Below are 21,870 nucleotides of genomic sequence, written 5' to 3' on the forward strand. Positions count from 1 at the left end.
GGTCGTGGATCTTGCGCGGGTCGTGGATCTTGCGCTGTGCGCCGGGCTAGGTGCGCGTGCGCGGTGCCTCGTGGATCCTGCGGTATGCGGCTTGGACCGTGTGGCACGCGGAGGGCGGGCCTCGGTGCGGCGTACACCGCGCGTCAGGCCACCAGGCTGCGGGGCGTGTCCGCGGCAACGGGAGCGCCGGTCTCCACCAGGTGCGCCGCGGCGGCCAGCCGGGTGGCCGCCGTCTCCGCCAGTGCGCCGCCGACGGTGAACGGCAGCCGTACGTACCCCTCGAACGCCCCGTCGACACCGAACCGCGGTCCCGACGGCACGCGTACGCCGAGCCGCTCCCCCGCCTCCGCGATCCGTGAGCCGGACAGCCCCCCGGTCCGGACCCAGAGCGTGAGGCCGCCGCTGGGGACCGTGAACACCCAGCCGGGCACATGGCGGCGGAGAGCGGCCACGAGGTCGTCGCGGTTGCCTCGCGCCTGGTCGCGGCGGATGTCGCCGGCCGCGTCCCAGCCGCCGTCCCCCAACAGCCAAGTCACGGCGAGCTGTTCGAGGACCGGCGAGCCGAGGTCGGCGTAGGCTCGGGCGGCGACGAGGCTGCGGATGACATCGGGCGCGGCACGGACCCAGCCGATCCGCAGCCCCGCCCAGATGGCCTTGCTCGCGGAGCCGACGGTCACGACCGTGCTCCCCGCGGGGTCGAACGCCGAGACGGGGCGGGGCAGTTCGGTCCCGGGGTCCAGGCGCAGTTCGGACATGGTCTCGTCGGCGACCAGGACCGTCCCGGCCGCGCGGGCCGCGACGACCATCTCCCGCCGCTGGTCCTCGCCCGCCAGCGCCCCGGTGGGATTGTGGAAGTCCGGCATCAGATAGGCCATGCGCGGCGCGGCGTCCCGCAGGACCTGCCGCCAGGCCGGGATGTCCCAGCCCGTGAGGCCACCGGCCATGGCGACGGGCACGAGACGGGCCCCGGCGTCACGCATGAGCTGCAGCACATTGGCGTACGAGGGCGCCTCGACGGCCACCCTCTCGCCGCGGGCCGCGAAGAGATGGCAGATCGCGGCGACGGCGCCCATGGCGCCGGTGGTGACCATGATCTGCTCGGGCATCGTCGGGATGCCGCGCGCGGTGTAGCGGTCGGCCAGGGCCCGGCGCAGGTCGGGTAGGCCCGCTGGGTAGTCGCCGTGGGTGCGGGCGTACGGCGGGAGGGCGTCGAGGGCTCCCTGGAACGCACGGCCGAGCCACGGCTCGGGCGCGGGCAGGGCCGCGCACCCGAGGTCGATCATGGACTCCGCCGTCTCGGGCGGGAGCGGGTCGAGGCCGCGGGTCGGCAGCGGACTGCCGGCCGGGACGGCGGTCCAACTGCCCGCTCCCCGACGGGATTCGAGGAACCCCTCGCCGCGCAGCGCCTCGTACGCGGATGCCACCGTCGTACGGCTCAGGCTGAGCGCGGCGGCGAGCTCGCGCTCAGCGGGCAGCCGGGCCGCCACCGGAACCCGGCCTTCGAGGACGAGCAGACGCACGCCGTCGGCGAGCGCGCGGTAGGCGGGCGGTCTGCGGCCCGCGGCCGTCTCGCGCGCCGGGAGGGTCTGGGAGCGGAGCAGCCGGGCGAGCTGCGCGGCACCCACCGCCGAGGTCCAGTCACCCATCGCTTCGGTCCACCTTCCCGGAATTGGCCATGGAAGCAGTCCACTCCCTTGACACAGAGTGGCACGGAACAGGCCACTTTCACCACCGACTGCCGCCGGGCACGGTGGGACACCCCAGGGGAGGGACCGTTGCCGGCACACAACCCGCCGCCCACGGGCGGCGAGAGTCGAGGAGTGGTGAGGTCGCGCGGGGGGTGGCGGGAGCGGCGTCTGCCCCGGCGCCTCGTCCAGCTCTACGCCGGTCTCGCGCTGTACGGCGCGAGCGCGGCGCTGCAGGTGGAGGCCGCCCTGGGGCTCGGCCCGTGGGACGTGCTCCATCAGGGGATCTCGGAGCGCACCGGTCTGTCGATCGGGGTGGTGTCGATCATCGTCGGGGCTCTCGTCCTGCTGCTGTGGGTTCCGCTGCGCCAGCGTCCGGGCCTCGGCACGGTGTCCAACGTCATCGTCGTCGGCGTCGCGATGGACGCCACGTTGGCGCTCGTCCCCGACCCGCACGCACTGGCATTCCGTATCCCGCTGCTCGTCGCCGCCATCGTGCTCAACAGCATCGCCACCGGGCTCTACATCTCGGCACGGTTCGGGCCCGGCCCGCGCGACGGCCTGATGACCGGACTGCACCGGCGCACCCGCCGTTCGATCCGCCTGGTGCGCACGGGTATCGAGATCACCGTCCTCGCCTCCGGCTTCCTGCTCGGCGGCTCGGTGGGCGTGGGCACGGTGGCGTACGCGCTGTGCATCGGCCCGCTCGCGCAGATCTTCCTACGGCTGTTCGCGATTCCGCTGCCCGAGGGCCCTCCGTCACCGGTGGTGGCTCACGGCGGCAGCACGCGGGGCGCCATACTGCCGCGGTGACCGCACTGCACCCCTTCCTCGACCACCCGCTCCCGATCCCCTTCGCCCACCGCGGCGGCGCGGCGGACGGCCTGGAGAACACGGCGGCGGCGTTCCGGCGCGCGATCGAGACCGGCTACCGCTATCTGGAAACCGATGTGCACGCCACCGCGGACGGCACGCTGGTGGCCTTTCACGACGCCACCCTGGACCGGGTCACCGACGCGACGGGACGGATCGGGGTCCTGCCGTGGTCCGAGGTGCGGCAGGCGCGCGTGGCCGGGACCGAACGGCTGCCGCTCTTCGAGGAGCTGCTGGAGACGTTCCCGACGGCGCGCTGGAACGTGGACGTCAAGGCCGAGGCCGCGGTCGCTCCACTGGCGGAGCTGGTGCGGCGCAGGGGCGTGTGGGACCGGGTGTGCGTCGGCTCGTTCTCGGAGGCCCGCGTGGTCCGCGCCCAGCGGCTGGCGGGCCCGCGGCTGGCCACTTCGTACGGCAGCCAGGGCGTGCGCGCTCTGCGGCTGCGCTCGTACGGCGTTCCGGTCCCGCTGCGACGGACCGGGATCGCGATGCAGGTGCCCGAGTGGCAGGGGCGCGTCCGCGTGGTGGACCGTGCCTTCCTGCGGTCCGCGCATGCGCGCGGCCTCCAGGTGCACGTCTGGACGGTGAACGAGCGCGCGCGGATGGAGGCGCTGCTCGACCTCGGCGTGGATGGCATCATGACCGACCACATCGACACGCTGCGCACCGTACTGACCGACCGCGGGCTATGGACCTGACCCTCCTCCCCCGCTCCCGGGCCGAACCTGTGCGGCCACGGGGAGGGCGAGGGACCGGCATGGGGACCGACACCATCAGCGGCGAGGAGGCGGACAGACCGGCCGCCGAGCGCCGGCGCGAGCAGCGCGGCTGGTACGTCTACGACTGGGCGGTCTCGGTCTACTCGACCACCGTCGTCACGGTCTTCATCGGTCCCTACCTGACGGCGGTCGCGCGGGCCGCGGCGGACGCCGACGGTTTTGTGCACCCGCTCGGACTGCCGGTGCGCGCGGGCTCGTTCTTCGCGTACACGGTGTCGGCGTCGATCCTGCTGGCCGTCCTGGCCATGCCCCTGGTGGGCGCGGTCGCGGACCGTACGGGGCGCAAGAAGCCGCTGCTGGCGGTCTTCGCGTATCTGGGCGCGGGGGCCACGGCGGGGATGTTCTTCCTCGGCGGGGAGCGCTATCTGCTGGGCGGGGTGCTGCTGATCGTGGCGAACGCCTCGCTCTCGGTCTCGATGGTCCTCTACAACGCGTATCTGCCGCAGATCGCCGAGCCGGACGAACGGGACGCGGTCTCCTCGCGGGGCTGGGCGCTGGGCTATGCGGCGGGCGCGCTGGTGCTCATCGCCGATCTCGTCCTGTACTCCGGGCATGAGAGCTTCGGGGTGTCCGAGGGGACGGCGGTACGGATCTGCCTGGCGTCGGCGGGGCTGTGGTGGGGGGCGTTCGCGATCGTCCCGCTGCGGCGACTGCGGGACCGGTCCGTGGCGCGCACCGGCGGCGAGGGCGCCTCGCTGGGCGGAGGCTGGCGGCAACTCGTGGCCACCTTGCGGGACATGCGCCGCTATCCGCTGACGCTGATGTTCCTACTCGCGTACCTCGTCTACAACGACGGTGTGCAGACGGTGATTTCGCAGGCGTCGGTGTACGGATCGGAGGAGCTGCGCCTCGGCCAGACAACGCTGATCACCGCGATTCTGCTGGTGCAGGTGCTCGCGGTGACGGGCGCGCTCGGCACGGGCCGGCTGGCCGGCCGCTATGGCGCGAAGCGGACGATCCTCGGCTCCCTGGTGGCCTGGACGCTGACGATCGGCACGGGCTGGTTCCTGCCGGCGGGCGAACCGGCGTGGTTCTTCGTCCTGGCCGCGGCGATCGGCCTGGTTCTGGGCGGCAGCCAGGCGTTGTCGCGCTCGCTCTTCTCGCATTTCGTGCCGCGTGGCAAGGAGGCGGAGTACTTCTCGGCCTACGAGCTGAGCGATCGCGGGACGAGCTGGCTCGGACCGCTGCTCTTCGGGCTGACCTACCAGGTCACGGGCAGCTATCGTGACGCGATCATCTCGCTCGTACTGTTCTTCGCGGTGGGATTCGCCCTGCTCGCACGGGTCCCGGTGCGGCGTGCGGTGGCCGCCGCGGGTAACCCCGTACCGGACCGGATCTAGGCACGATTTAGGGTCCGGGGCAGAAGGACGGTAGTGTACGCCCTTGGCTCACCGGATGGACCGTTACTGCACGCTGAAGAAGCGGAAACGTTGGGTGACATCTGCTGCCAGATGTGACAAACCGGGCGCTGGTGGGTACAACAAGGGGCGGCACGACGGGCGACGCATGTCCCGGAACGGGAATCTTCACCGCCGACCGGACGTTGACCGGATGACGACGACAGCGACACCTGTCCTGTGGGCGACAAGCCCGGGAGGCACGATTCATGAGTGAGCGAGCTCTCCGCGGCACGCGCCTCGTGGTTACCAGCTACGAGACCGACCGTGGCATCGATCTGGCCCCGCGCCAGGCGGTGGAGTACGCATGCCCGAACGGCCATCGATTCGAGATGCCGTTCTCGGTAGAGGCGGAAATCCCGCCGGAGTGGGAGTGCAGGGCCTGCGGGGCCCAGGCGCTCCTGGTTGATGGCGAGGGCCCTGAGGAAAAGAAGGGCAAGCCCGCGCGTACGCATTGGGACATGCTCATGGAGCGGCGGACACGTGAGGAGCTCGAGGAGGTGCTGGCCGAGCGGTTGGCCGTCCTGCGCTCCGGCGCGATGAACATCGCCGTGCATCCGCGCGACAACCGCAAGTCCGCGTAACGCGTACCGCACCTGCGGCACGGGCCGCACAACAGCACAGCGAGGCCGCGGGCTGCGGCGACACAGGGGTGTCGCCGCAGCCCGCGGCCTCGTCGTCCGCACACGCAGGTGCGCACGCCCTGTCCGGCAGGCGTGGGACGCGGATGTGTCCGTGTGGGCGAACTCCCTCCCGGTGCGGTGGCGGCGTCCCGGCCGGCGGCGGCCGCGAACCGTCCATGTCCGTCGCCAGCACGGGTGCGCAGAGAGTGAGCGCCCCGTACGGCCGGTCACCGACGCGCGCAGTGAGCAGCACCCGATCCGTGCCCCGACTGGGCCCGCGCAGTGAGCCGCACCCCATCCGTGCCCCGACTGGGCCCGCGCAGTGAGCCGCACCCCATCCGTGCCCCGACTGGGCCCGCGCAGTGAGCCGCACCCGATCCGTGCCCCGACTGGGCCCGCGCAGTGAGCCGCACCCGATCCGTGCCCGGACTGGGCCGATGCCACCGGCGCACCACGTGACCGGGCGTGAGCCGCGAAGCCCGTCGAAACCGCGCCTTCGGATCTCCCCAATGCGGTCGGCCATGCCGGAGCACCCGTGTCCGCGAGGCCCGGCACTCCCCCGGCCATCGCCGGGGGCACCGCGCCCAGCCGTCGCTGAGGCGCCCTCGGCATCGGAAGCGACGTAGCCGAGGCGAGCCGATCCGGAGGCGTCCTAGCGCGTCAGCGGCGGGCGGGGCTCGTCGTCGTTCGGGGGCCTGCTTCCCGGACGGTCCTCGCGAACGACTTCCCCCGGGACGACCTTTCCGTCCGGCCGGTGCATGCGCGCCTGCCGGTACGCGTGGCCGAACGTACCCGGCCGCGGCACCGCGACACGGCGGCTCAGCGACCGCTCCAGCGAACGCCGCAGCACCGCTCGCGTCGGCGGGAAGAGGCACAGCAGTCCGACCGCGTCGGAGACGAACCCCGGCATCATCAGCAGCAGCCCGCCCAGCATGGGCAGGGTGTGGCCCGCGTTGTCCCCGCTCTCCCCCGCGGCCTCGTCGATCGGCCGCCCCTCCGCCGCGGCGGCCTGCGCCGCCTGGACGTTGTCCGCGAGCCGGCGCCAGGCCCTGCGGCCGGCGCGCTTGATCACGTAGCCGCCGAGCACCGCACCGCCCAGGAGCATCAGCAGAACGGTGACACCGCCGATGGCGTCCGCCACCACGGTCAGCAGCCAGATCTCCAGAACCAGCCAGGCGGCGACGGCCAGCGGGACGAGTGTGCGAGCGCGTGAACGCCGGGGACGGGTGGGCGGTTGCTGGGGAGGCGAGCCGGTCGTCATGTCTTCCAGTGTGCATTGACCCACTTCTCACGGGTACGCGGGCCTGCGGATCACGCCCGGAACCCGTACGGCAACACGGTGCGCCCGCAACGGGCGCGAAAGGAGTGGATCTCATGAACTGGCGCCAGAGCGCCGCTTGCCGTGACGAGGACCCCGAACTCTTCTTCCCCATCGGCACCACAGGACCCGCCGCCACTCGTCAGGCGGAACTGGCGAAGGGGGTCTGCAACCACTGCCCGGTACAGCAGGAATGTCTGGAATGGGCCCTGGAGAACAACCAGGACTCCGGAGTCTGGGGCGGAATGGACGAGATGGAGCGGCGTGCCCTGCGCCGCCGTACGGCCCGCCGCGCCGCACGGGCGCGCCGCTGACCGCGGGGCGGGCGCAGACCCTACGCTCCATTGCCCATGAGAGGTCTGCGCCCATGAGGGGGTTGCCGGAGATCTTCGCGTGGTGGCTCGGGCTCACCGCGCTCTGGCTGGTGCTCGTCTCCACGGTCGACACGCTCGAAGCCGTGGTGGGCACCGCCGCGGCTCTCCCGGCCTCCGTCGCTGCACGCGCCGCCCGCAAGGCGGCGGAGCGGCGGTGACGGTCTCGGACGGCTGGCTCGTCGCCGCACTCCTCCCCCTCGCGGCGCTCGTGCCCGTCCTGTGGCGCATCGCCCACGGCGATCCGCGCGACCGGCTCGTCGCACAGAACCTCGGATCGCTGCTGGGCGCACTGGTGATGCTGCTCGCCGCCCGTGGCTTCGGCCGTTCCTCATATCTGGACCTGGCGTTGGTGCTGGCGGTGCTCGGCCCCGCCGGCACCCTCGTCTACGCGCGCTTCCTCGGCGGCATGCCGAGTTCGACGCTGCTCCGCCGTACGGCGGTGGTCGCGGTGCCTGCCACGGTCCTGCCGCTGTGCGTGGCGACGGGACCGGGCAGGGAGACGGTGAAGCTGCTGGTGATCGGCGCCCTGCTGATGGCGGGCAATCTGGTCACGAGCGCCGGTGCCGCGAGGCAGGACGCCGGCACCGGCACGGGAACGAGCCCGGAGGCCGCCTCCCGTCCGGGACTTGAGGAGGGGAAGGGGCCATGACCGACGTGCTGATCGTGGCAGTGCTGCTACTGGTGGCCGCCGCGTCGACCGCCGCCGTCCTCAACCGCGATCCGCTCCGCCAGGCGCTGGTGCTCTCCTTCCTCGGCCTGTCCCTTGCGCTGCTGTTCACCTTCGTCCAGGCGCCCGATGTCGCGCTCTCGCAGCTTGCCGTCGGCTCCGCCGTGACGCCGCTCATGATCCTGCTGACCGTGCGGAAGGTGAGACGCGGACCGCGGCACAGGGACGGGGAGGAGGGCGGGGGCCGGTGAGCCGCCTGGTCCGTATCCGCCTGTTCCTCGTGGCGGCGTCGGTGGTCGCGGCCCTGTTCGTGGCGGCGTGCCTGGACCTGCCGTCCTTCGGCGGCGACGAACACCCTTACGGTGTCCGCTCGGTGCGCGCCGCCGTCTCCCGGCACACGGCCAATGCGGTCGCGTCGGTCAACTTCGACCAGCGGGCCCTGGACACCCTCGGCGAGCAGACCATCCTCTTCGCCGCCGTGCTGGGCACCGTGGTGCTGCTGCGGCAGACGGCGAGCGAGGAGCGCAGGGCTCCGCAGCCCGCGCGCGTGGCCGCCCATGTCCACCGCTTCGGACTGGTCATGCTGCCGGTGACGTTCCTGGTGGGGCTCTACGTCGTTGCCCACGGCCAGTTGAGCCCGGGAGGCGGCTTCCAGGGCGGGGTCGTCGTCGCCACGGCACTGCACCTGCTCTATGTGGCCGTGGACTACCGCGCGCTGGAGCGGATCCGACCGGTCGGCCTGTACGAGGTCGGCGACGCGGCCGCCGAGGCGGCCTATGTGATCACGGGTTTCGCGGCCATCCTGGCGGGGTCGGCGTTCCTGGCCAATGTGCTGCCGCTGGGTACGTTCAACACCCTTGCGTCCGGCGGCACGGTGGTCCTGCTGAACGCCGCCGTCGGCATGGAGGTGGCCTGCGGTGTGGTGGTACTGCTGGCGCGCTTCCTCGACCAAGCGGTGGAGATCGAGGGCCCCGAGGAGCGTCCCGGGCCGGAGGTGCGGCCCGGCCCTCCGGCCGGCGGGGCTCCGGAGGCGGGAACGGCCGGCCGCCGAGAGGAGTCCGCTTGAGCGTCTTCCCCTACCTGGTCGCATGCTGGATCCTCCTGGTCGGTGTCTACGGCATGGTCACCAGCCGCAATCTGATCCACGCGGTCGGCTGCCTGGCCGTCACCCAGTCCTCCACGTACGTCCTGCTGCTCGCGGTCGGCTACCGCCGCGGCGGTACGGCGCCGGTGTTCTCCGACGCCCCCGCCGACGCCCGCGTCGTGGACCCCGTCGTCCAGGCGCTCACGCTCACCGACGTCGTGGTCGGGGCGACGGTCACCGCACTGCTGCTGGCCCTCATCATCCAGGTCCGCAAGCGGCACGGCACCGTGGACCCGGACGAGTTGTCCGATCTGAAGGGGTGACCGGTTGGATCCCGCGAGCCTGCTGGCGCTGGTCGTGGCCATGCCCCTGCTGGGCGCGGCCGTACTCGCGGCGATCGGCAGATTTCTGCCCCGTATCGCCTCCGACGCCGTGGGGTGCGTGTTCGCCGCCGGGACGGCCGCCGTGGCCGTCGCCGCCCTTGCCGGGATCGCCTCCGGTGACCCGTACGCCGTGGAGTGGGTGGGCGGCTGGCGTCCGGACAGCAGGGGCGCGGGTGTGGGCATCGTGCTGGTCGGTGACCCGATGTCGCTGGGTCTGGCGGTGCTCACCTCCCTGCTCGTCGTGGCCGTACTCGCCTATTCCTGGCGGTACTTCGAAGAGCCGCCCCGGGGCCACACGGGCTCCTTCCCCGCACTGGTCCTGGTCTTCCAGGCGGCGATGTGCGGCTTCTGTGTCACCGGCGATCTGTTCAACGCCTTCGTCTTCTTCGAGTTGATGGGGGTCGTGGCCTACGCCCTCACCGGCTTCCGCGTCGAGGAACGACGGCCGCTCCAGGGAGCGCTGGCCTTCGGCGTGACCGGCTCGCTCGGCGGGTACGCGATGCTGCTCGGCGTCGCCATGCTCTACGCGCGGACCGGGGAGCTGGGGCTCGCGCAGATCGGGCGGCGGCTGGGCAACGGCGAGCCGGACGCCCTGGTCCTCGCGGCCTTCGTACTGCTGACGGCCGGCATGCTGGTGAAGGCCGCGGCCGTACCGTTCCACTTCTGGCTTCCCGACGCGCACGCGGTCGCACCCACGCCGGTCTGTCTGCTGCTGTCCGGTGTGATGGTGGAGCTGGGCGTGTACGGGGCGGCGCGCTTCTACTGGACCGTCTTCGCCGGCCCGGGCGGCATGCCGGCGGAGCCCGTGACCCGTACGCTGCTGGCCGCCGGAGTCCTGACGGCGCTGCTCGGCACCGCGATGTGCTGGCAACAGCGCCATCTCAAGCGCCTGCTGGCCTTCTCCACCGTGGCCCACACCGGTCTGTTCCTGATCGGCGTCGGCGTGCTGAGTCCCGAGGGGGCGGCGGGCACCGCGCTGTACGTGCTGGGTCACGCGGGCGTGAAGGCCGCCCTGTTCGCCTGCACCGGTGTGCTGCTGGACCGCTACGCGTCCGTGGACGAGTACGAGTTGTACGGCAGGGCACGCGAACTTCCCCTGACCGCCGGTCTGTTCCTCGCCGGCGGTCTCGCCCTGGCCGGACTGCCGCCTTTCGGCACGGCGTTGGGCAAGGCGGTGGCGGAGGAAGCCGCCGGACACACCGCGCAGTGGCTTGTCGCCGTGTTCGTCCTCGTGTCCGCGGTGACGGGCGGTGCGGTGCTGCGGGCCGGGTTGCGTGTCTTCGCGGGTGCCGGGCCGCGGCCCGAGGGGACATCGGCGCAGCGCGGTGAGGAGACCACCGGCGACGAGGAGCCTGAGACGTCGGGGCCGTTGCGGCGGATCCCCGACACGATGCTCGCGGTCCCGCTGCTGCTGCTCGCGGGAGCGCTGGCCGTGGGGCTGGTCCCGGGGATCGCGGCGGGCGCGGGGCGCGCGGGGGACCTCTTCGCCACGCACGGGCCGTACGAGCGCGCGGTCCTGGACGGACTGACGGCGCCCTCGGAGGTCTTCGCCGCGCCGCACTGGACGGTCGCGGGCGTACTCCTCGGGCTGCTGTCGGCCGGACTCGCCTGTGCGCTCGCCCTGCTGGGCGTCCGCCGCCCCCGCCCGGGCCGCATGGCCGGCATCATGGCGCCCGTACGGAGACTGCAGTCGGGGCACATCGGCGACTACGTGGCCTGGGTGGTCGTGGGCATGGCACTGCTCGCGGCCCTGGCCGCTCCGGGGGTCATGTCCTGAGGCGCGGCGGGTACCCGGTGGATGGCCGGGCACCGCCCGCGCCGTTCGGCACGATGCCCGCGTGCGAGTAAGGATGGAGGCATGAGCGAACGTTCACCGGAAGGCACCGCCGACTCAGGACAGGTCCCGCGCGACATGCCGGACCAGCAGGAGGGTGGCGCCAAGACGCCCGATCAGTGGTACGCGGACGACCTGGACCGCAAGGAGGAGGCCGAGGCGGAGCTCTTGGAGAACGAGGAGGAGCTGCCCGACACCGACGTGGCGGGTACGGGCCGCCGCGGCGCCGAGGGGACGACCGACGACGGCGGCGAGGAGAATGCGCCGGGCGAGCCGACCGACTGACGAACGACTGACCGGCCGCCGACTGACGACGGACCGGACCCGTCCCGCCCCCTCACCACACGGCGCGCAGCTCGGGCAGCAACGTCGTACGCGCCCAGTCCAGAAAGGCGGGCTGGCTGGCTCTCCCCGCCCACTTGGACCAGGGGCGACCTCGGTTAACCCGGCGTCCACGAAGGGCCGTACGGCCTCGACGAACGCCTTGGGCTCGGCACCGCACGGAATCGATTCGGCCACGTATTCCGGCCTCACGAACTGTGTGTGGCGGAGTCGAAGGAAGTGGGCCCGGGCAGTTCCGAGTTGACCTTCCAGCCACCGCCGCACCACCGGAACTGGTCGTGCGCGCGGGCCACCGCGGCGTCCCGGTCGGCGTCGAAGCAGACGGGCAGTTGGCCGATGCGGGGCTTCCCCGCATCTCCGTGCTGCGCGAACGCGTTAAGGCCCCGAACCCCCCGGCTGCCCCGTGCAAAACATCGTGAACGGGCCGCAAGGAGTCCTGCGGCCCGCCGGCCCGTCCCGCGGGCGCCCGGCGGCCCGGCCCGTTGGACCGGGCGGCGCAGCGGGAAACGATCTCGCCGAGGCGAGCGTCAGGAGCGCTTGCGGCCCAGCAGGCGGTCGGCCCGCGCGCCGACGCCCCACGCCGTGACCCGCCAGAGCGCCTCGACGACGATGTCGCGGCTCATCTTGCTGTCGCCGCGCTCACGCTCGATGAAGGTGATCGGCACCTCCACGACACGGAATCCCGCCTTCACCGCGCGCCAGGCCATGTCGACCTGGAAGCAGTAGCCCTGGGAGACGACCTCGTCCATGCCGAGCCGCTCCAGGGTCTCCTTGCGGAAGGCCCGGTAGCCGCCGGTGATGTCCCGCAGCGGCAGGTCGAGCAGCAGACGCGAGTACGTGCTGCCGCCGCGGGAGATGAACTGGCGCATCCTGGGCCAGTTGACCACGCGACCGCCGGGGACCCAGCGGGATCCGAGGACGAGGTCGGCGCCCTTCAGCGCGGTCAGCAGCCGGGGCAGTTCCTCGGGCTGGTGCGAGCCGTCGGCGTCCATCTCGACGAGCACGCCGTAGCCGTTGTCGATCCCCCACCGGAAGCCCGCGAGATAGGCGGCGCCGAGGCCCTCCTTGCCCTTGCGGTGCAGCACGTGCACGTGGTTGTCCTCGGCCACCAGCTCGTCGGCGAGCTTGCCCGTGCCGTCGGGGCTGTTGTCGTCGGCGACGAGGATGTGCGCATCGGGCACCGCGGACCGCACCCGGCCGACGATGGGCTTGATGTTCTCCGCCTCGTTGTACGTCGGGATGATCACCAAGACCGTTCCGAGCGGCCCGTACTGCCTCTGCACGCCCTCGTTCACTGCTGCCCCTTCGTTGCCGTGCGTCCCCGTGTCCGGTGGCGCCCGAGCGCGATCGCTCCTGCGCAGGACAGGAGCCCCACCATAGCGAGCGCCCACTCCGGGCCCGCGCCGACGCGGTCGGCGACGGTCGAGTGATCACGCAATGGGAGGCGTGCGGTGAGGACGTCGCGGGTGAACTCCTCGGTCCGCTGGTCGATCGTGCCGTCGGGAGCCACGATCGCGCTGATCCCGCTCGTGGCCGCGGTGACGACGGCGCGGCCGTGCTCGATGGCGCGCAGCTTGGACATGGCGAGCTGCTGCTCGGGCTGCCCGGTACGGCCGTAAGTGGCGTTGTTGGTCTGCACGACGATCGCACGGGCGCCGTCGTTGACGGTGTCGCGCACGATCTCGTCGTAGGCGATCTCGAAGCAGATGACATCGCCGAGCCGGGCGGGCCCGGTCCGGAGTACGCCGTTGTGGTCGCCCGGATAGAAGTCGCGCGGCACCCGCTGCAGCCGCGAGATGACCTTGCTGAGCTGGTCGCGGAAGGGCACGTACTCGCCGAAGGGCACCGGGTGCTGCTTGGTGTACGAGGCGCCGGGGCCGGTCTTCGGGTCCCAGACGATGCCCTGGTTCTCCACGTAACCCTTCTCGGTCGGATGGTCGACGAGGGCACCGACGAGGACGGGCACGCCGACCGCCTTCACCGCCTCGTCGATCCGCCCGCGGGCCTCGGGGTACTGGTACGGGTCGAGGTCGGAGGCGTTCTCGGGCCAGATCACGAGGTCGGGCTTCCGCGTTCGGCCCGCTTTCACATCCGCCGCGAGGTCCAGGGTGGCCTCGACGTGGTTGTTGAGGATCTTCATGGGCCGGCCGAGGAAGTCCATCCCGGCCTGCTGGACGTTGCCCTGGACGACCGCGATGTTCACGTGATCGTCGGCGGTGCTCGGGACCGGCACGGCGAACCCGGCCGCACCGACCGCGACCGCGAGCACCAGGGCACCTCCGGCCGGCAGGATCGCCCCCACGGTCCGCGGGGCGCGGCGCAGCCGCCAGGCGACCACCGCAGCTGCGGCGAGCAGAGCCCCGCTCAGCGCCACGGCGAAGGTGACCAGGGGGGCGCCGCCGAGCGCGGCGAGCGGGGTGAAGGGCGAGCCGGTGTTGGCGAACGCCAGTCGTCCCCACGGGAATCCGCCGAACGGCACGCGGTCGCGCGCCCACTCCTCCGCAACCCACAGGCAGGCGGCCCACAGGGGCCACAACGGCAGCCGGGAGGTGAGGGCGAGACCGGCACCGAGGGCGGCGAGGAACAGCGCCTCGATCAGGGCGAGGCCGAACACCGCGTCGTAGCCGACCACATGGAGCCAGTGCAGCAGGGCGAAGAAGAACGGCAGCCCGAACGCGAGCCCGGTCCAGGCTCCTTGGCGCACGGTACGCCGACGGGTCAGCAGACTGAGAGCCGCGACGGCGAGCAGGGACAGCGGCCACAGACCGTACGGCGGGAAGGCCACGGCGAGGGCGGCACCGGCCAGTGCGGCGAGCGAGGTGCGGGGTGCTTCGCGGCGGGCGAGCCGGAGCAGGCGGACGGCGCGGCCCGGCCGCGCGCCGATGCTCGCTCCCGCGGGCGCGGCGACGGAGGCGGGCGGGGTCGCGTCGCCCGGGGTCGTACGAGGGGCGTCGCCCGGGGGCGGCGTACGAGGGGCGTCGCCCGGGGGCGGCGTACGAGGGGCGTCGCCCGGGGGCGGCGTACGAGGGGCGTCGCCCGATGCGGGCCGGGAGACATCGGCGGGCGCGGCGCCGGAGTCCACTGAGATCGGCTCCTGGGCGCGCGCACGCTCGGGCCCGGGCTGAGGAGAGCCGGGCTCCGGTTGCTCGGGCCTCGCCGTGCCCGGCTCCGGGGAACCGTCGGCGCCGGGCTGTGCGGACTGCCCGGTCCGCGCCCCGTCGTCGTCGGCGGACCGGCCCGCACGGGCCTGCGTCGCTCCCTGGGTGTCGTCCGCGCGGTCGGCGCGCGACGCACCTCCGGAGGAGTTCGCGGCGGTGGTGTGGGGGCCCGGTGGCAAGGTCGCGGCCTTCCTGCAGGTCGAGCGGTGCTGTGAAGCGACCGTACATCGCCGTGCCGGGGTTCTGGACCCCGGGCCGGCGACCGTCACCGGAGTCACGTACTCCGCTTCGCCCCCGGCACACCAGGGCTACGGCCGTGAGCGTACGGAAAGGGTCGGCTCCGGGCAGCCTGAGCAGGCCTGACAGCCGGGTGGCTCACCGAGCGGGCACGGTTCCGCCGCGGCGGCCCGGGGGGAGCACCGAAGAGGATCGGCGGCGTGAGGAGCACCCAAGAGGATCGGCGGCGTGAGGACGAGGTGCGCACCGCGGGGAGCGGACCGTGGAAACGTACGTCCACGATTCCGGCCCGCCAGCGCCGAAGGGCGGGTTCGCCCGGGAGTTCGCTGCGGATGGGGGCCCGGCGCCCTTCGGGCCGACCTGGGACCCGCTGGCTGCGGGTCAACCGAAAGCCGTTGTCTACTGGACGCCCGGGCCCCACCCGGGTCACACCTGCCGGCCGGCCGGAACCTTCCTTCGCCCCCGTGGCGCGGGCGCTGGACCTGGCTCCCAGTGGTGGCGCACCGTGCGGCGCACCACCCCATGGCCCAGCGGCGTTCGGCGACTGCGTGGAAAATTCCCCGGTCGGACGTCCTGTGGTGGACTCGGCCGAACCTACCGGCCGTCGACCGCTTTCTGTCAACAGCCGTTTGACCTGGGCAAATTCAAGGATTCGCCAGGTCAGTGGGAAAGATCCGCAGGTAGCGCGACGGGCTGCGCAGACAGGGTTCCGCGTCGCGCCACCCCGGTACGTCACTCGTTCGGCCGTGCGAAGACCGTGTGTCCGCCCACCACGGTGCGCACGGCTTCCGGCAGGTCGGCGCCCGGGGTGAGATCGGGCAGACCTGGGGTTCCGGAACGCGGATCGGTCGACCAGCGGGCGACCCGCTCGTCCGGTGCCTGGACGACGAGTTCACCGGTGCGCCACACCGCGTAGTCGGCCGGCGCGCCGGGCACGAGCGTGCCCGCGTCGTCCCGTCCGACGGCCCGCCAGCCACCGCGCGTGTGCGCGGTGAAGGCGGCCCGCACCGACACGCGGTGGTCGAGCGTGCGGTGGAACGCCGCGGCCCGCACCGTCCCCCACGGGTCGAGCGGGGTGACCGGGCTGTCGGAGCCGAGCGCGAGCGGGACACCGGCGCGCAGCAGGGCGGCGAACGGGTTGAGGGTGCGGGCCCGCTCGGCGCCGAGCCGCCGCGCGTACATCCCGTCCTCGCCGCCCCACACCGCGTCGAACGCGGGCTGGACGGACGCCGTGAGCCCCAGTTCGGCGAAGGCCTCGATGGTGTCGGGCGTGAGCATCTCCGCATGCTCGACGCGGTGGCGGCCGGCGCGGATGCGGGCGAGGCCGAGCCTCCGGGCCGCTGCCCGTACGCCTTCGACGACCGTGGTCACGGCGGCGTCCCCGATGGCGTGGAAGCCCGCCTGGAGCCCGGCCTCGGTGCAGGCCGCGACGTGGGCCGCGACCGCACTGGCGTCGAGGTATGCGGTGCCGCTGTGACCGGCGTCGGCGTACGGGGCGTGGAGGCAGGCCGTGTGCGAACCGAGGGCACCGTCCACGAAGAGGTCCCCGGCGGCGCCGATCGCCCCCAGCTCCCGGATGCGCATCGCGTCCTTCGCACCCGCGACCTGCTCGGCCCAGTAGCCGAAGACGCGCGGGCCGGGCTCCGCGGCGGCCAGCGCGAGCAGCCCGGTGAGGTCGTCCTCACCGGAGATGTCGGGCCCGGCGCACTCGTGCACGGACCCGATGCCGAGGGAGGCCGCGCGACGTCGGGCGGCACGCTGGGCCTCGGTGCGCTGCTGCGGGGTGAGCGCCGCGTGAGCGGTGCGGCGGGCGGCGTGGTGATCGTCGCCGGTGAGCGGCGCGTCGGGGCGGCCCGCCAGGCCGGGGACGAGCCCGAGCAGTGCCGTGGTCACCACGGCCGAGTGCACATCCACGCGGGTGAGGTAGAGCGGCCGACCGCCCGCGGCCTCGTCCAGTTCGGCGCGTGACGGCGGCCGCTGCTCGGGCCAGCGCGTGGCGTCCCAGCCATGGCCGAGCAGCACCGGGTCGCCGGGGTGGGCGGCGGCGTGGGCGCGTACGAGGTCCAGGGCCTCGGCGAGCGTACGGGCCCGGGTGAGGTCGAGGCCGGTGAGGGCGAGCCCGGTCGCGGTGGTGTGGACGTGGGCGTCGGTGAACGCCGGGGTGACGAGCGCGCCGTCGAGCCGTACGACCTCGTCGACGCCGTCGGCGAAGGCGTCCGCGGCCCCCTCGGAGCCCACCCAGGCGACCTGGCCGCGCTCGACGACCATGGCGGTCGCGAAGGGGTCGGCGGGGCTGTGGACGGTGCCGCCGCGCAGCAGCACCGTGCGGGGGACGTCCGTGGTCACGGGGCTCTCGCTCATGACGGCCAGTTTCTCCCGTCCGCGGCGGCGGGCGGCGCGGGGGTCCCGGAGAAGGGCGCCGGCGGGAATGGTCAGATCCGCGGCGGCCGGGACTCGTACGGGGTGGACAGCACGACCGTCGTCCGCGTGGAGACACCCGACCGGGAGCGGATCCGGGTCAGCAGATTCTCCAGCTCCAGCGGCGTGGCCACCCGCACCTTGAGGATGTAGTTCTCGTCGCCCGCGACGCTGTGGCACGCCTCGATCTCGGGCACGTCGGCGAGCCGGTCCGCGATGTCGTCGGGCGCGCTGGGGTCGAAGGGCTTGACCGAGATGAAGGCCGTGAGCGGGAGGCCGACGGCCTCGGGGTCCACCACGGCCGCATAGCCGCGGATGATGCCGCGCTGCTCCAGTCGGCGGACGCGCTGATGCACAGCCGACGTGGACAGGCCGGTTGCCTTGCCCAGATCGGTGTAGCTCATACGTCCGTCTTTGACGAGCAGTTCCACAATTTGCCGGTCCAGTTCCTCCACAGCGCAAAAACCTACAGTGAGCTGGTTGCCTCGGCATACCTGGGCTACGGGAGCAGCGGGCGGGCGCGTACATCACCTGCGTACTCCGTCTACGCACGGACTCCGCACGGGGTCGTGTGCGGGGCCGTCCGCGCCCCGCCCGATGGGCAACGGGTCCGGAGGGCGCCCTGTCAGCCCTCTGTGTCGTCCTCGGGGCCGGTCGGACGGGAGGCCGGACTGACGCACAGCAGGACGACGGTCCTGTCGGGGTGCGTGCTGGCGCCCACCTCGTCCACCGCGAACTGGCTCTTCAGCTCCTTCGCGACCTGCTGGGCATCGCGAGCCCTGGTGGCGCGGAGGACCGTGGTGATGTCTCCGGCGTCCGGGGGCGCCAGATCGGCGGAGACGGTGACGGAGGACCGCCGCGCATCGACGGTGCACCACCACCGCTGGGGCGTCCCGGCGGCGTCCCGCATCATGCCCTGCACCGCCGCCTCCTGCGGTGGGGGGAAGGCCTGCCCGATGGCGCGCAGGACGGTCTCGGCGGCGTCCTGGCTCCCGTCGTAGAGCTCCACGCTTACCTGTCCGGGCTCGGCGCCGGTCATCAGGGACTCCGATCGCGCTCGGGCGTCATCCCACGAGGGCTGTGTACGAGGTAGTAAGAGGTAGTAACAGGTGGAACGGTGAGGTGCCCAGAGTACGCACGCACGCGCCCCGCCCGGTGCGGCCGGGCACGCCCTGTGTCACGGTCTGTCGCCGTCCGGCCGGCGGCCTCACGGGCGGGACGGGGCGAACCGCCGCTGCCGCAGGCACCGGCCGCGACCCTCCGCGGGCGGCGCGGTCGCGGGCCACGCCCGACGGCCGGGTTCACAAAGCGTCGGGGGACGGCATCTCCAGCGCCCCGGCCAGCTCCGCACGCGAGGTGACCCCGAGCTTGGCGTAGGTCCGCTGCAGGTGGTTGTCCACGGTGCGGATGGAGAGAACCAGGCGCGCCGCGATCTCCTTGCTCGTGAGGCCCCGGGCGGCGAGCAGGGCGATCTCCTGCTGACGCCCGGTCAGCGGCATCGCCGAGTCCAGCCAGGCCAGTCCCGGTGTCCGCGCTCCCTCGCACTGGGCAGTGAGCTTTCTGGCCCGGACCGACATGGCGTTGGCCGACCGGAAGTCCCCCATGCGTCGGTGTGCCGCTGCGGACGCGGCCGCGGCCTCGGCCGCGGTGAGGTACGCCCCCATGGCCTCCAGGTGACAGGTCGCCTGCGCCAGCCTCTGCGGGTCGCGGTCGGCCAGGGCCGCGGCGTGCTCGGCGCGGGCGCGGACGAACGCCCCGTCGCACAGCTCGGCCAGTTCCGCCAGCCGGTCCACGGTGCCCCCCGGGTCACCCAACCGCGCGATCTCGGACAGCAGTTGGGCCTCCATGGTCCACAGGCCCTGCCGCCGTGCGTCGGCCGCCGCGTCCCGCAGCACCTCGCGCGCCGAGGTCAGATCGCCCCCGGCCGCCATGCGCCAGGCGGGCGCCACGCGGGCGTCCGGGCGCACCCATCCCGCGGTGGTCAGGTCGCTCAGCTCCGACAGCGCGCAGTCGGCCGCATCGATGTCGCCGAGCAGGGACTCGGCGAGGGCGAGACCGGCCACGGAGAGTCTGCGTTGCGCGGTGAGGTGGTGGACGGCGCTGATCTGCGCGGCCTCGGCGTACCAACGGCGGGCGCTGGCCGCCCGCCCCGCGAGGTGATGGCTGCGGCCGAGGTTGAGGGCGAGCCAGGCCTGCGGGATGGGGGCGCGGTCGGCGACGGCGTCGCGGTAGCCCCGCTCCGCCACGGCCACGGCGTCGTCCAGGCGCCCCGCCTCGCACAGGGCGTAGACGCGTGAGATGAGCTGCGACGAGGGATGGGAGACCGCCACCAGGTCGGTGACCTTCGCATGGGCGCGGTAGGCGCTCTCGGAGAGTTCGAGGGCCTCGGCGGTGCGGCCGACCTCGGCGAGCGCCGCGGTCCGGGCGAGCGCCCCCATCACGCTGCTGCGGGGGTCCATGCGGTCCAGACCCTCCAGGAGCTCCAGGGCCCGGTGGGGATCGCCGCCGAACGCCTTGACGGTGGCCTCGGAGACGTTCAGCGCGTCACGGGCGCCCGGGGAGGTCAGCGACTCCCGGGCGCGGTTGTTCACGTCCAGGGCCTCGGGGATCCGGAGGGTCCCCCAGAAGAGGTTCTTGACGCGCTGCAGTACGCCGAGCAGGCGCTCCTTGTCGGTCTTCGCCAGGGTGCCCGCACGCTGGAGCACCCCGTCGGACTCCTCGAACTCGCCTAGTTCGTAGAGGGTTTCGCCGAGCAGCAGACACGCCTGGAAGCTCTCTTCCTGGGCCAGGGCGGCGCGGGCCAGACGTGCGGCGTGCTGGTAGTCGAAGGCGTAGCGGGCCAGCGACGCGGCCCGGAGGAGCAGCGCGGGGTCGGCGGCACCCGTGGCTTCCAGGCGCCAGGTGGCCACGCGGAGCGGGTCGCCGCGGCGCCGGCAGCCGAACGCCTCCAGGAGCTCGGACTGGGCGAGCAGCAGACGGCGGCGCCGCAGAGCGGGGATGCGGCGCCGCAGGACCTGGCCGTGGAGTGGATGGGCCAGGTCGACGGAGTGCCGTCCGCCGTCGGTGCGCACCTGCACCAGGCCGCGAGTCTCCAGCAGCTCCAGCGTGGCGGAGCGGATCTGTGCCTCGGCGAGGCGCAGTTCGAGTGGGCCGGTCAGGGCGAGGATCTCCAGCGCGTCCCGCTCGTCGGGCCCTGCCGAGCACAGCCGTACGTCGATGAGGTCGGCGAGCGCTCCCGTCCCGACCGGGAGCTCCTTGAGGCGGGACACCCCGTTGTAGGCGTTCAGTGTGCCCGCGGACATCGCGCCGAGCACGAGTTCCCGCAGGTAGAGCAGGTTTCCGCCGCTCGCTTCGCACAGCATGTGCAGCGTCTGTCCCTCGACGGGGCCGCCGAGGACCTGTTCCAGCAGAGCCTCGATGTCCGCGGGCCCGAGGTGGCCGAGGGAGAGGCGGCGGACCCGGTCGCCGGTGTCGAGGGCGCTGACGGCGGCCGTACGCGGCTCGCCCTCGCGCACGGTGGCGATCAGGAAGAGGTGCTCGGTCTGCAGGAGCTGGCTGATCAGGGTGGCCGAGGTGGTGTCGAGGAGATGGAGATCGTCGACGAGCAGGACGTAGCGGCGCGTTTCCCTGCCTGTGCGCAGATTGACGGCCGCCCGCTCGAACGCGGCGACCGGATCGTCGGCGACCGGCTTGCCCGGCAGCAGGTGGGCGACCGCTCCCAGAGGGATGGCCGCCGCGGCGGCGCTCGCGACCGCCCGGCCACCGGGGTGCCCGGCACCCAGGGCCCGGTCGAGGCATTCCTCCGCCAGCCGTGTCTTACCGACTCCGGCCTGACCATGAAGGATGACCGCCCGGCACCGGCGGTCGGCCAGGCCGGCCGCGACGGTGTCGAGCTCACCGCTTCTGGCGACCAGCGGCCAGCGTGCAGCGGCGGACGCGTAGGGGGATCTTGCGACGCTCACGACGCCCATCAGCATAGGTCCGGCACCCGCGGCGGTGAACCCTGCGGAACGACGCCATGTGCCGTCATCGGCGCGGATGTCCGGCCTCCGGATCCGCGGTGCTGGCGGGAGAGTTGGGGTCCGTGTGGCCCGTGGGTGAACTCCGGACAACAGTCCGTGGTATGCGGACACGGACGGTGAGTACGCCACCGTGCGAGATATGGGTATTTCTTGCTCACGACGGACGCCGGGCGCGGTGATTCGGTGGAGGGGCAAGGTCGAGTCGAATCCCCTCGCAGGGGAGGCCATCACTGTGGACATACCCGGCCCCCGAGATTTCGAGGTCCCTCACCACCCCGAGGCCTCCGCGCTCGCCCGTACCCGTACGCGTGCCGCCCTCGCGCAGTGGGGCGTGAACGGCGAGACGGCGCACCACGCGGTCCTCGTGGTCTCCGAGCTCGTGGCCAATGCCGTGTGCCACGCCAAGCCCCAGGTGACGGTACGGGTCGGGTGCGAGTGGTCGGCGGCCGGCGCGGCCGTACGGATCACGGTCGTGGACGGTGGCCCGCTGGAGTGCCCCGTCGTCCTCCCTGACGAAGACCTGCCCGAGCGGGGCAGGGGACTGCGGATCGTGGAGGCGATCTGCGACGAGACGGGTGTTCGGCAGGCGGGCGGCCGGCATGTGCGCTGGGCCGTCGTCGCCGAGGCATGAGCGGGAGCCGCGGGCGGCGTGCCGGGCGAAGGCCACGGGCGGCGT

Annotated in this window: 21 protein-coding genes and 1 pseudogene; 13 read left to right on the forward strand and 9 right to left on the reverse strand. The window is 73.0% G+C overall.

The window, feature by feature from the left end:
- Nucleotides 1-143: 143 nt before the first annotated feature.
- On the reverse strand, nucleotides 144-1,646 hold the full coding sequence (locus AB0M26_RS11080) for a PLP-dependent aminotransferase family protein (protein WP_365258039.1): 1,503 nt from the start codon (nucleotides 1,644-1,646) through the stop codon (nucleotides 144-146).
- 177 nt (nucleotides 1,647-1,823) lie between these two features.
- Between AB0M26_RS11080 and AB0M26_RS11085 the strand changes: the two genes are divergently transcribed.
- From AB0M26_RS11085 to AB0M26_RS11100, 4 genes are all read left to right on the forward strand, one after another.
- Nucleotides 1,824-2,498, forward strand: coding sequence for a hypothetical protein (locus tag AB0M26_RS11085; RefSeq protein WP_365258042.1), 675 nt, complete (start codon nucleotides 1,824-1,826; stop codon nucleotides 2,496-2,498).
- Nucleotides 2,495-3,256, forward strand: coding sequence for a glycerophosphodiester phosphodiesterase (locus AB0M26_RS11090; protein ID WP_365258045.1), 762 nt, complete (start codon nucleotides 2,495-2,497; stop codon nucleotides 3,254-3,256). Before AB0M26_RS11085 ends, AB0M26_RS11090 begins: the two co-directional genes overlap by 4 nt.
- A gap of 59 nt (nucleotides 3,257-3,315) precedes the next feature.
- On the forward strand, nucleotides 3,316-4,677 hold the full coding sequence (locus AB0M26_RS11095) for an MFS transporter (protein WP_365258048.1): 1,362 nt from the start codon (nucleotides 3,316-3,318) through the stop codon (nucleotides 4,675-4,677).
- Between the two features lie 266 nt (nucleotides 4,678-4,943).
- Entirely contained in the window at nucleotides 4,944-5,318 is a 375-nt protein-coding gene (locus AB0M26_RS11100; RefSeq protein WP_055472566.1) for an RNA polymerase-binding protein RbpA, read from the forward strand.
- A gap of 691 nt (nucleotides 5,319-6,009) precedes the next feature.
- On the opposite strand, the gene fxsA is transcribed toward AB0M26_RS11100, so the two are convergent.
- Nucleotides 6,010-6,618 (reverse strand): FxsA family membrane protein, encoded by a 609-nt coding sequence (gene fxsA, locus AB0M26_RS11105; RefSeq protein ID WP_365258050.1) that lies wholly within the window; start codon nucleotides 6,616-6,618, stop codon nucleotides 6,010-6,012.
- Between the two features lie 113 nt (nucleotides 6,619-6,731).
- Here fxsA and AB0M26_RS11110 point away from each other — a divergent pair, with 113 nt between their 5' ends.
- The 8 genes from AB0M26_RS11110 to AB0M26_RS11145 all read left to right on the forward strand — a co-directional run bounded on the left by AB0M26_RS11110 (nucleotide 6,732) and on the right by AB0M26_RS11145 (nucleotide 11,302).
- Nucleotides 6,732-6,989: a WhiB family transcriptional regulator gene (locus AB0M26_RS11110; RefSeq protein WP_365258053.1), complete on the forward strand. Its 258-nt coding sequence runs from the start codon at nucleotides 6,732-6,734 to the stop codon at nucleotides 6,987-6,989.
- 53 nt (nucleotides 6,990-7,042) lie between these two features.
- Nucleotides 7,043-7,207 (forward strand): hypothetical protein, encoded by a 165-nt coding sequence (locus AB0M26_RS11115; protein ID WP_365258056.1) that lies wholly within the window; start codon nucleotides 7,043-7,045, stop codon nucleotides 7,205-7,207.
- Entirely contained in the window at nucleotides 7,204-7,698 is a 495-nt protein-coding gene (locus AB0M26_RS11120) for a monovalent cation/H+ antiporter complex subunit F (protein WP_365258059.1), read from the forward strand. The genes AB0M26_RS11115 and AB0M26_RS11120 overlap by 4 nt, the downstream gene beginning before the upstream one ends.
- Entirely contained in the window at nucleotides 7,695-7,967 is a 273-nt protein-coding gene (locus tag AB0M26_RS11125) for a DUF4040 domain-containing protein (RefSeq protein ID WP_365258062.1), read from the forward strand. Before AB0M26_RS11120 ends, AB0M26_RS11125 begins: the two co-directional genes overlap by 4 nt.
- Nucleotides 7,964-8,782 (forward strand): MnhB domain-containing protein, encoded by an 819-nt coding sequence (locus tag AB0M26_RS11130; RefSeq protein ID WP_365258065.1) that lies wholly within the window; start codon nucleotides 7,964-7,966, stop codon nucleotides 8,780-8,782. Before AB0M26_RS11125 ends, AB0M26_RS11130 begins: the two co-directional genes overlap by 4 nt.
- Entirely contained in the window at nucleotides 8,779-9,123 is a 345-nt protein-coding gene (locus AB0M26_RS11135) for a cation:proton antiporter subunit C (RefSeq protein ID WP_365258068.1), read from the forward strand. Before AB0M26_RS11130 ends, AB0M26_RS11135 begins: the two co-directional genes overlap by 4 nt.
- Before the next feature lie 40 nt (nucleotides 9,124-9,163).
- On the forward strand, nucleotides 9,164-10,960 hold the full coding sequence (locus AB0M26_RS11140; protein WP_365258229.1) for a complex I subunit 5 family protein: 1,797 nt from the start codon (nucleotides 9,164-9,166) through the stop codon (nucleotides 10,958-10,960).
- Nucleotides 10,961-11,041: 81 nt separating this feature from the next.
- On the forward strand, nucleotides 11,042-11,302 hold the full coding sequence (locus AB0M26_RS11145) for a hypothetical protein (protein WP_365258071.1): 261 nt from the start codon (nucleotides 11,042-11,044) through the stop codon (nucleotides 11,300-11,302).
- Between the two features lie 52 nt (nucleotides 11,303-11,354).
- Here AB0M26_RS11145 and AB0M26_RS11150 read toward each other — a convergent pair.
- The 7 genes and pseudogenes from AB0M26_RS11150 to AB0M26_RS11180 form a co-directional block, all read right to left on the reverse strand.
- A pseudogene (locus AB0M26_RS11150) lies at nucleotides 11,355-11,739 on the reverse strand (LLM class F420-dependent oxidoreductase); the annotation flags it as partial.
- A gap of 147 nt (nucleotides 11,740-11,886) precedes the next feature.
- A complete protein-coding gene (locus tag AB0M26_RS11155; RefSeq protein WP_365258073.1) occupies nucleotides 11,887-12,654 on the reverse strand; it encodes a polyprenol monophosphomannose synthase in 768 nt (255 codons plus the stop codon).
- The gene (gene lnt, locus AB0M26_RS11160) at nucleotides 12,651-14,243 is read right to left on the reverse strand and encodes an apolipoprotein N-acyltransferase (protein ID WP_365258232.1); all 1,593 of its coding nucleotides are present in this window, start codon (nucleotides 14,241-14,243) and stop codon (nucleotides 12,651-12,653) included. The genes AB0M26_RS11155 and lnt overlap by 4 nt, the downstream gene beginning before the upstream one ends.
- 1,243 nt (nucleotides 14,244-15,486) lie before the next feature.
- Nucleotides 15,487-17,115: an amidohydrolase gene (locus AB0M26_RS11165; protein WP_365258076.1), complete on the reverse strand. Its 1,629-nt coding sequence runs from the start codon at nucleotides 17,113-17,115 to the stop codon at nucleotides 15,487-15,489.
- A gap of 71 nt (nucleotides 17,116-17,186) precedes the next feature.
- Complete coding sequence (locus AB0M26_RS11170; RefSeq protein WP_365258079.1) at nucleotides 17,187-17,627, reverse strand: Lrp/AsnC family transcriptional regulator; 441 nt, start codon at nucleotides 17,625-17,627, stop codon at nucleotides 17,187-17,189.
- A gap of 170 nt (nucleotides 17,628-17,797) precedes the next feature.
- The gene (locus AB0M26_RS11175) at nucleotides 17,798-18,211 is read right to left on the reverse strand and encodes a hypothetical protein (RefSeq protein ID WP_365258082.1); all 414 of its coding nucleotides are present in this window, start codon (nucleotides 18,209-18,211) and stop codon (nucleotides 17,798-17,800) included.
- 262 nt (nucleotides 18,212-18,473) lie between these two features.
- Complete coding sequence (locus tag AB0M26_RS11180; RefSeq protein ID WP_365258085.1) at nucleotides 18,474-21,134, reverse strand: LuxR C-terminal-related transcriptional regulator; 2,661 nt, start codon at nucleotides 21,132-21,134, stop codon at nucleotides 18,474-18,476.
- A 292-nt stretch (nucleotides 21,135-21,426) separates the two neighbouring features.
- Between AB0M26_RS11180 and AB0M26_RS11185 the strand changes: the two genes are divergently transcribed.
- A complete protein-coding gene (locus tag AB0M26_RS11185) occupies nucleotides 21,427-21,825 on the forward strand; it encodes an ATP-binding protein (RefSeq protein ID WP_365258088.1) in 399 nt (132 codons plus the stop codon).
- Nucleotides 21,826-21,870 lie beyond the last annotated feature (45 nt).

The sequence above is a fragment of the Streptomyces sp. NPDC051776 genome, assembly GCF_040681345.1.
In the GTDB taxonomy this organism is placed as follows: Bacteria; Actinomycetota; Actinomycetes; order Streptomycetales; family Streptomycetaceae; genus Streptomyces.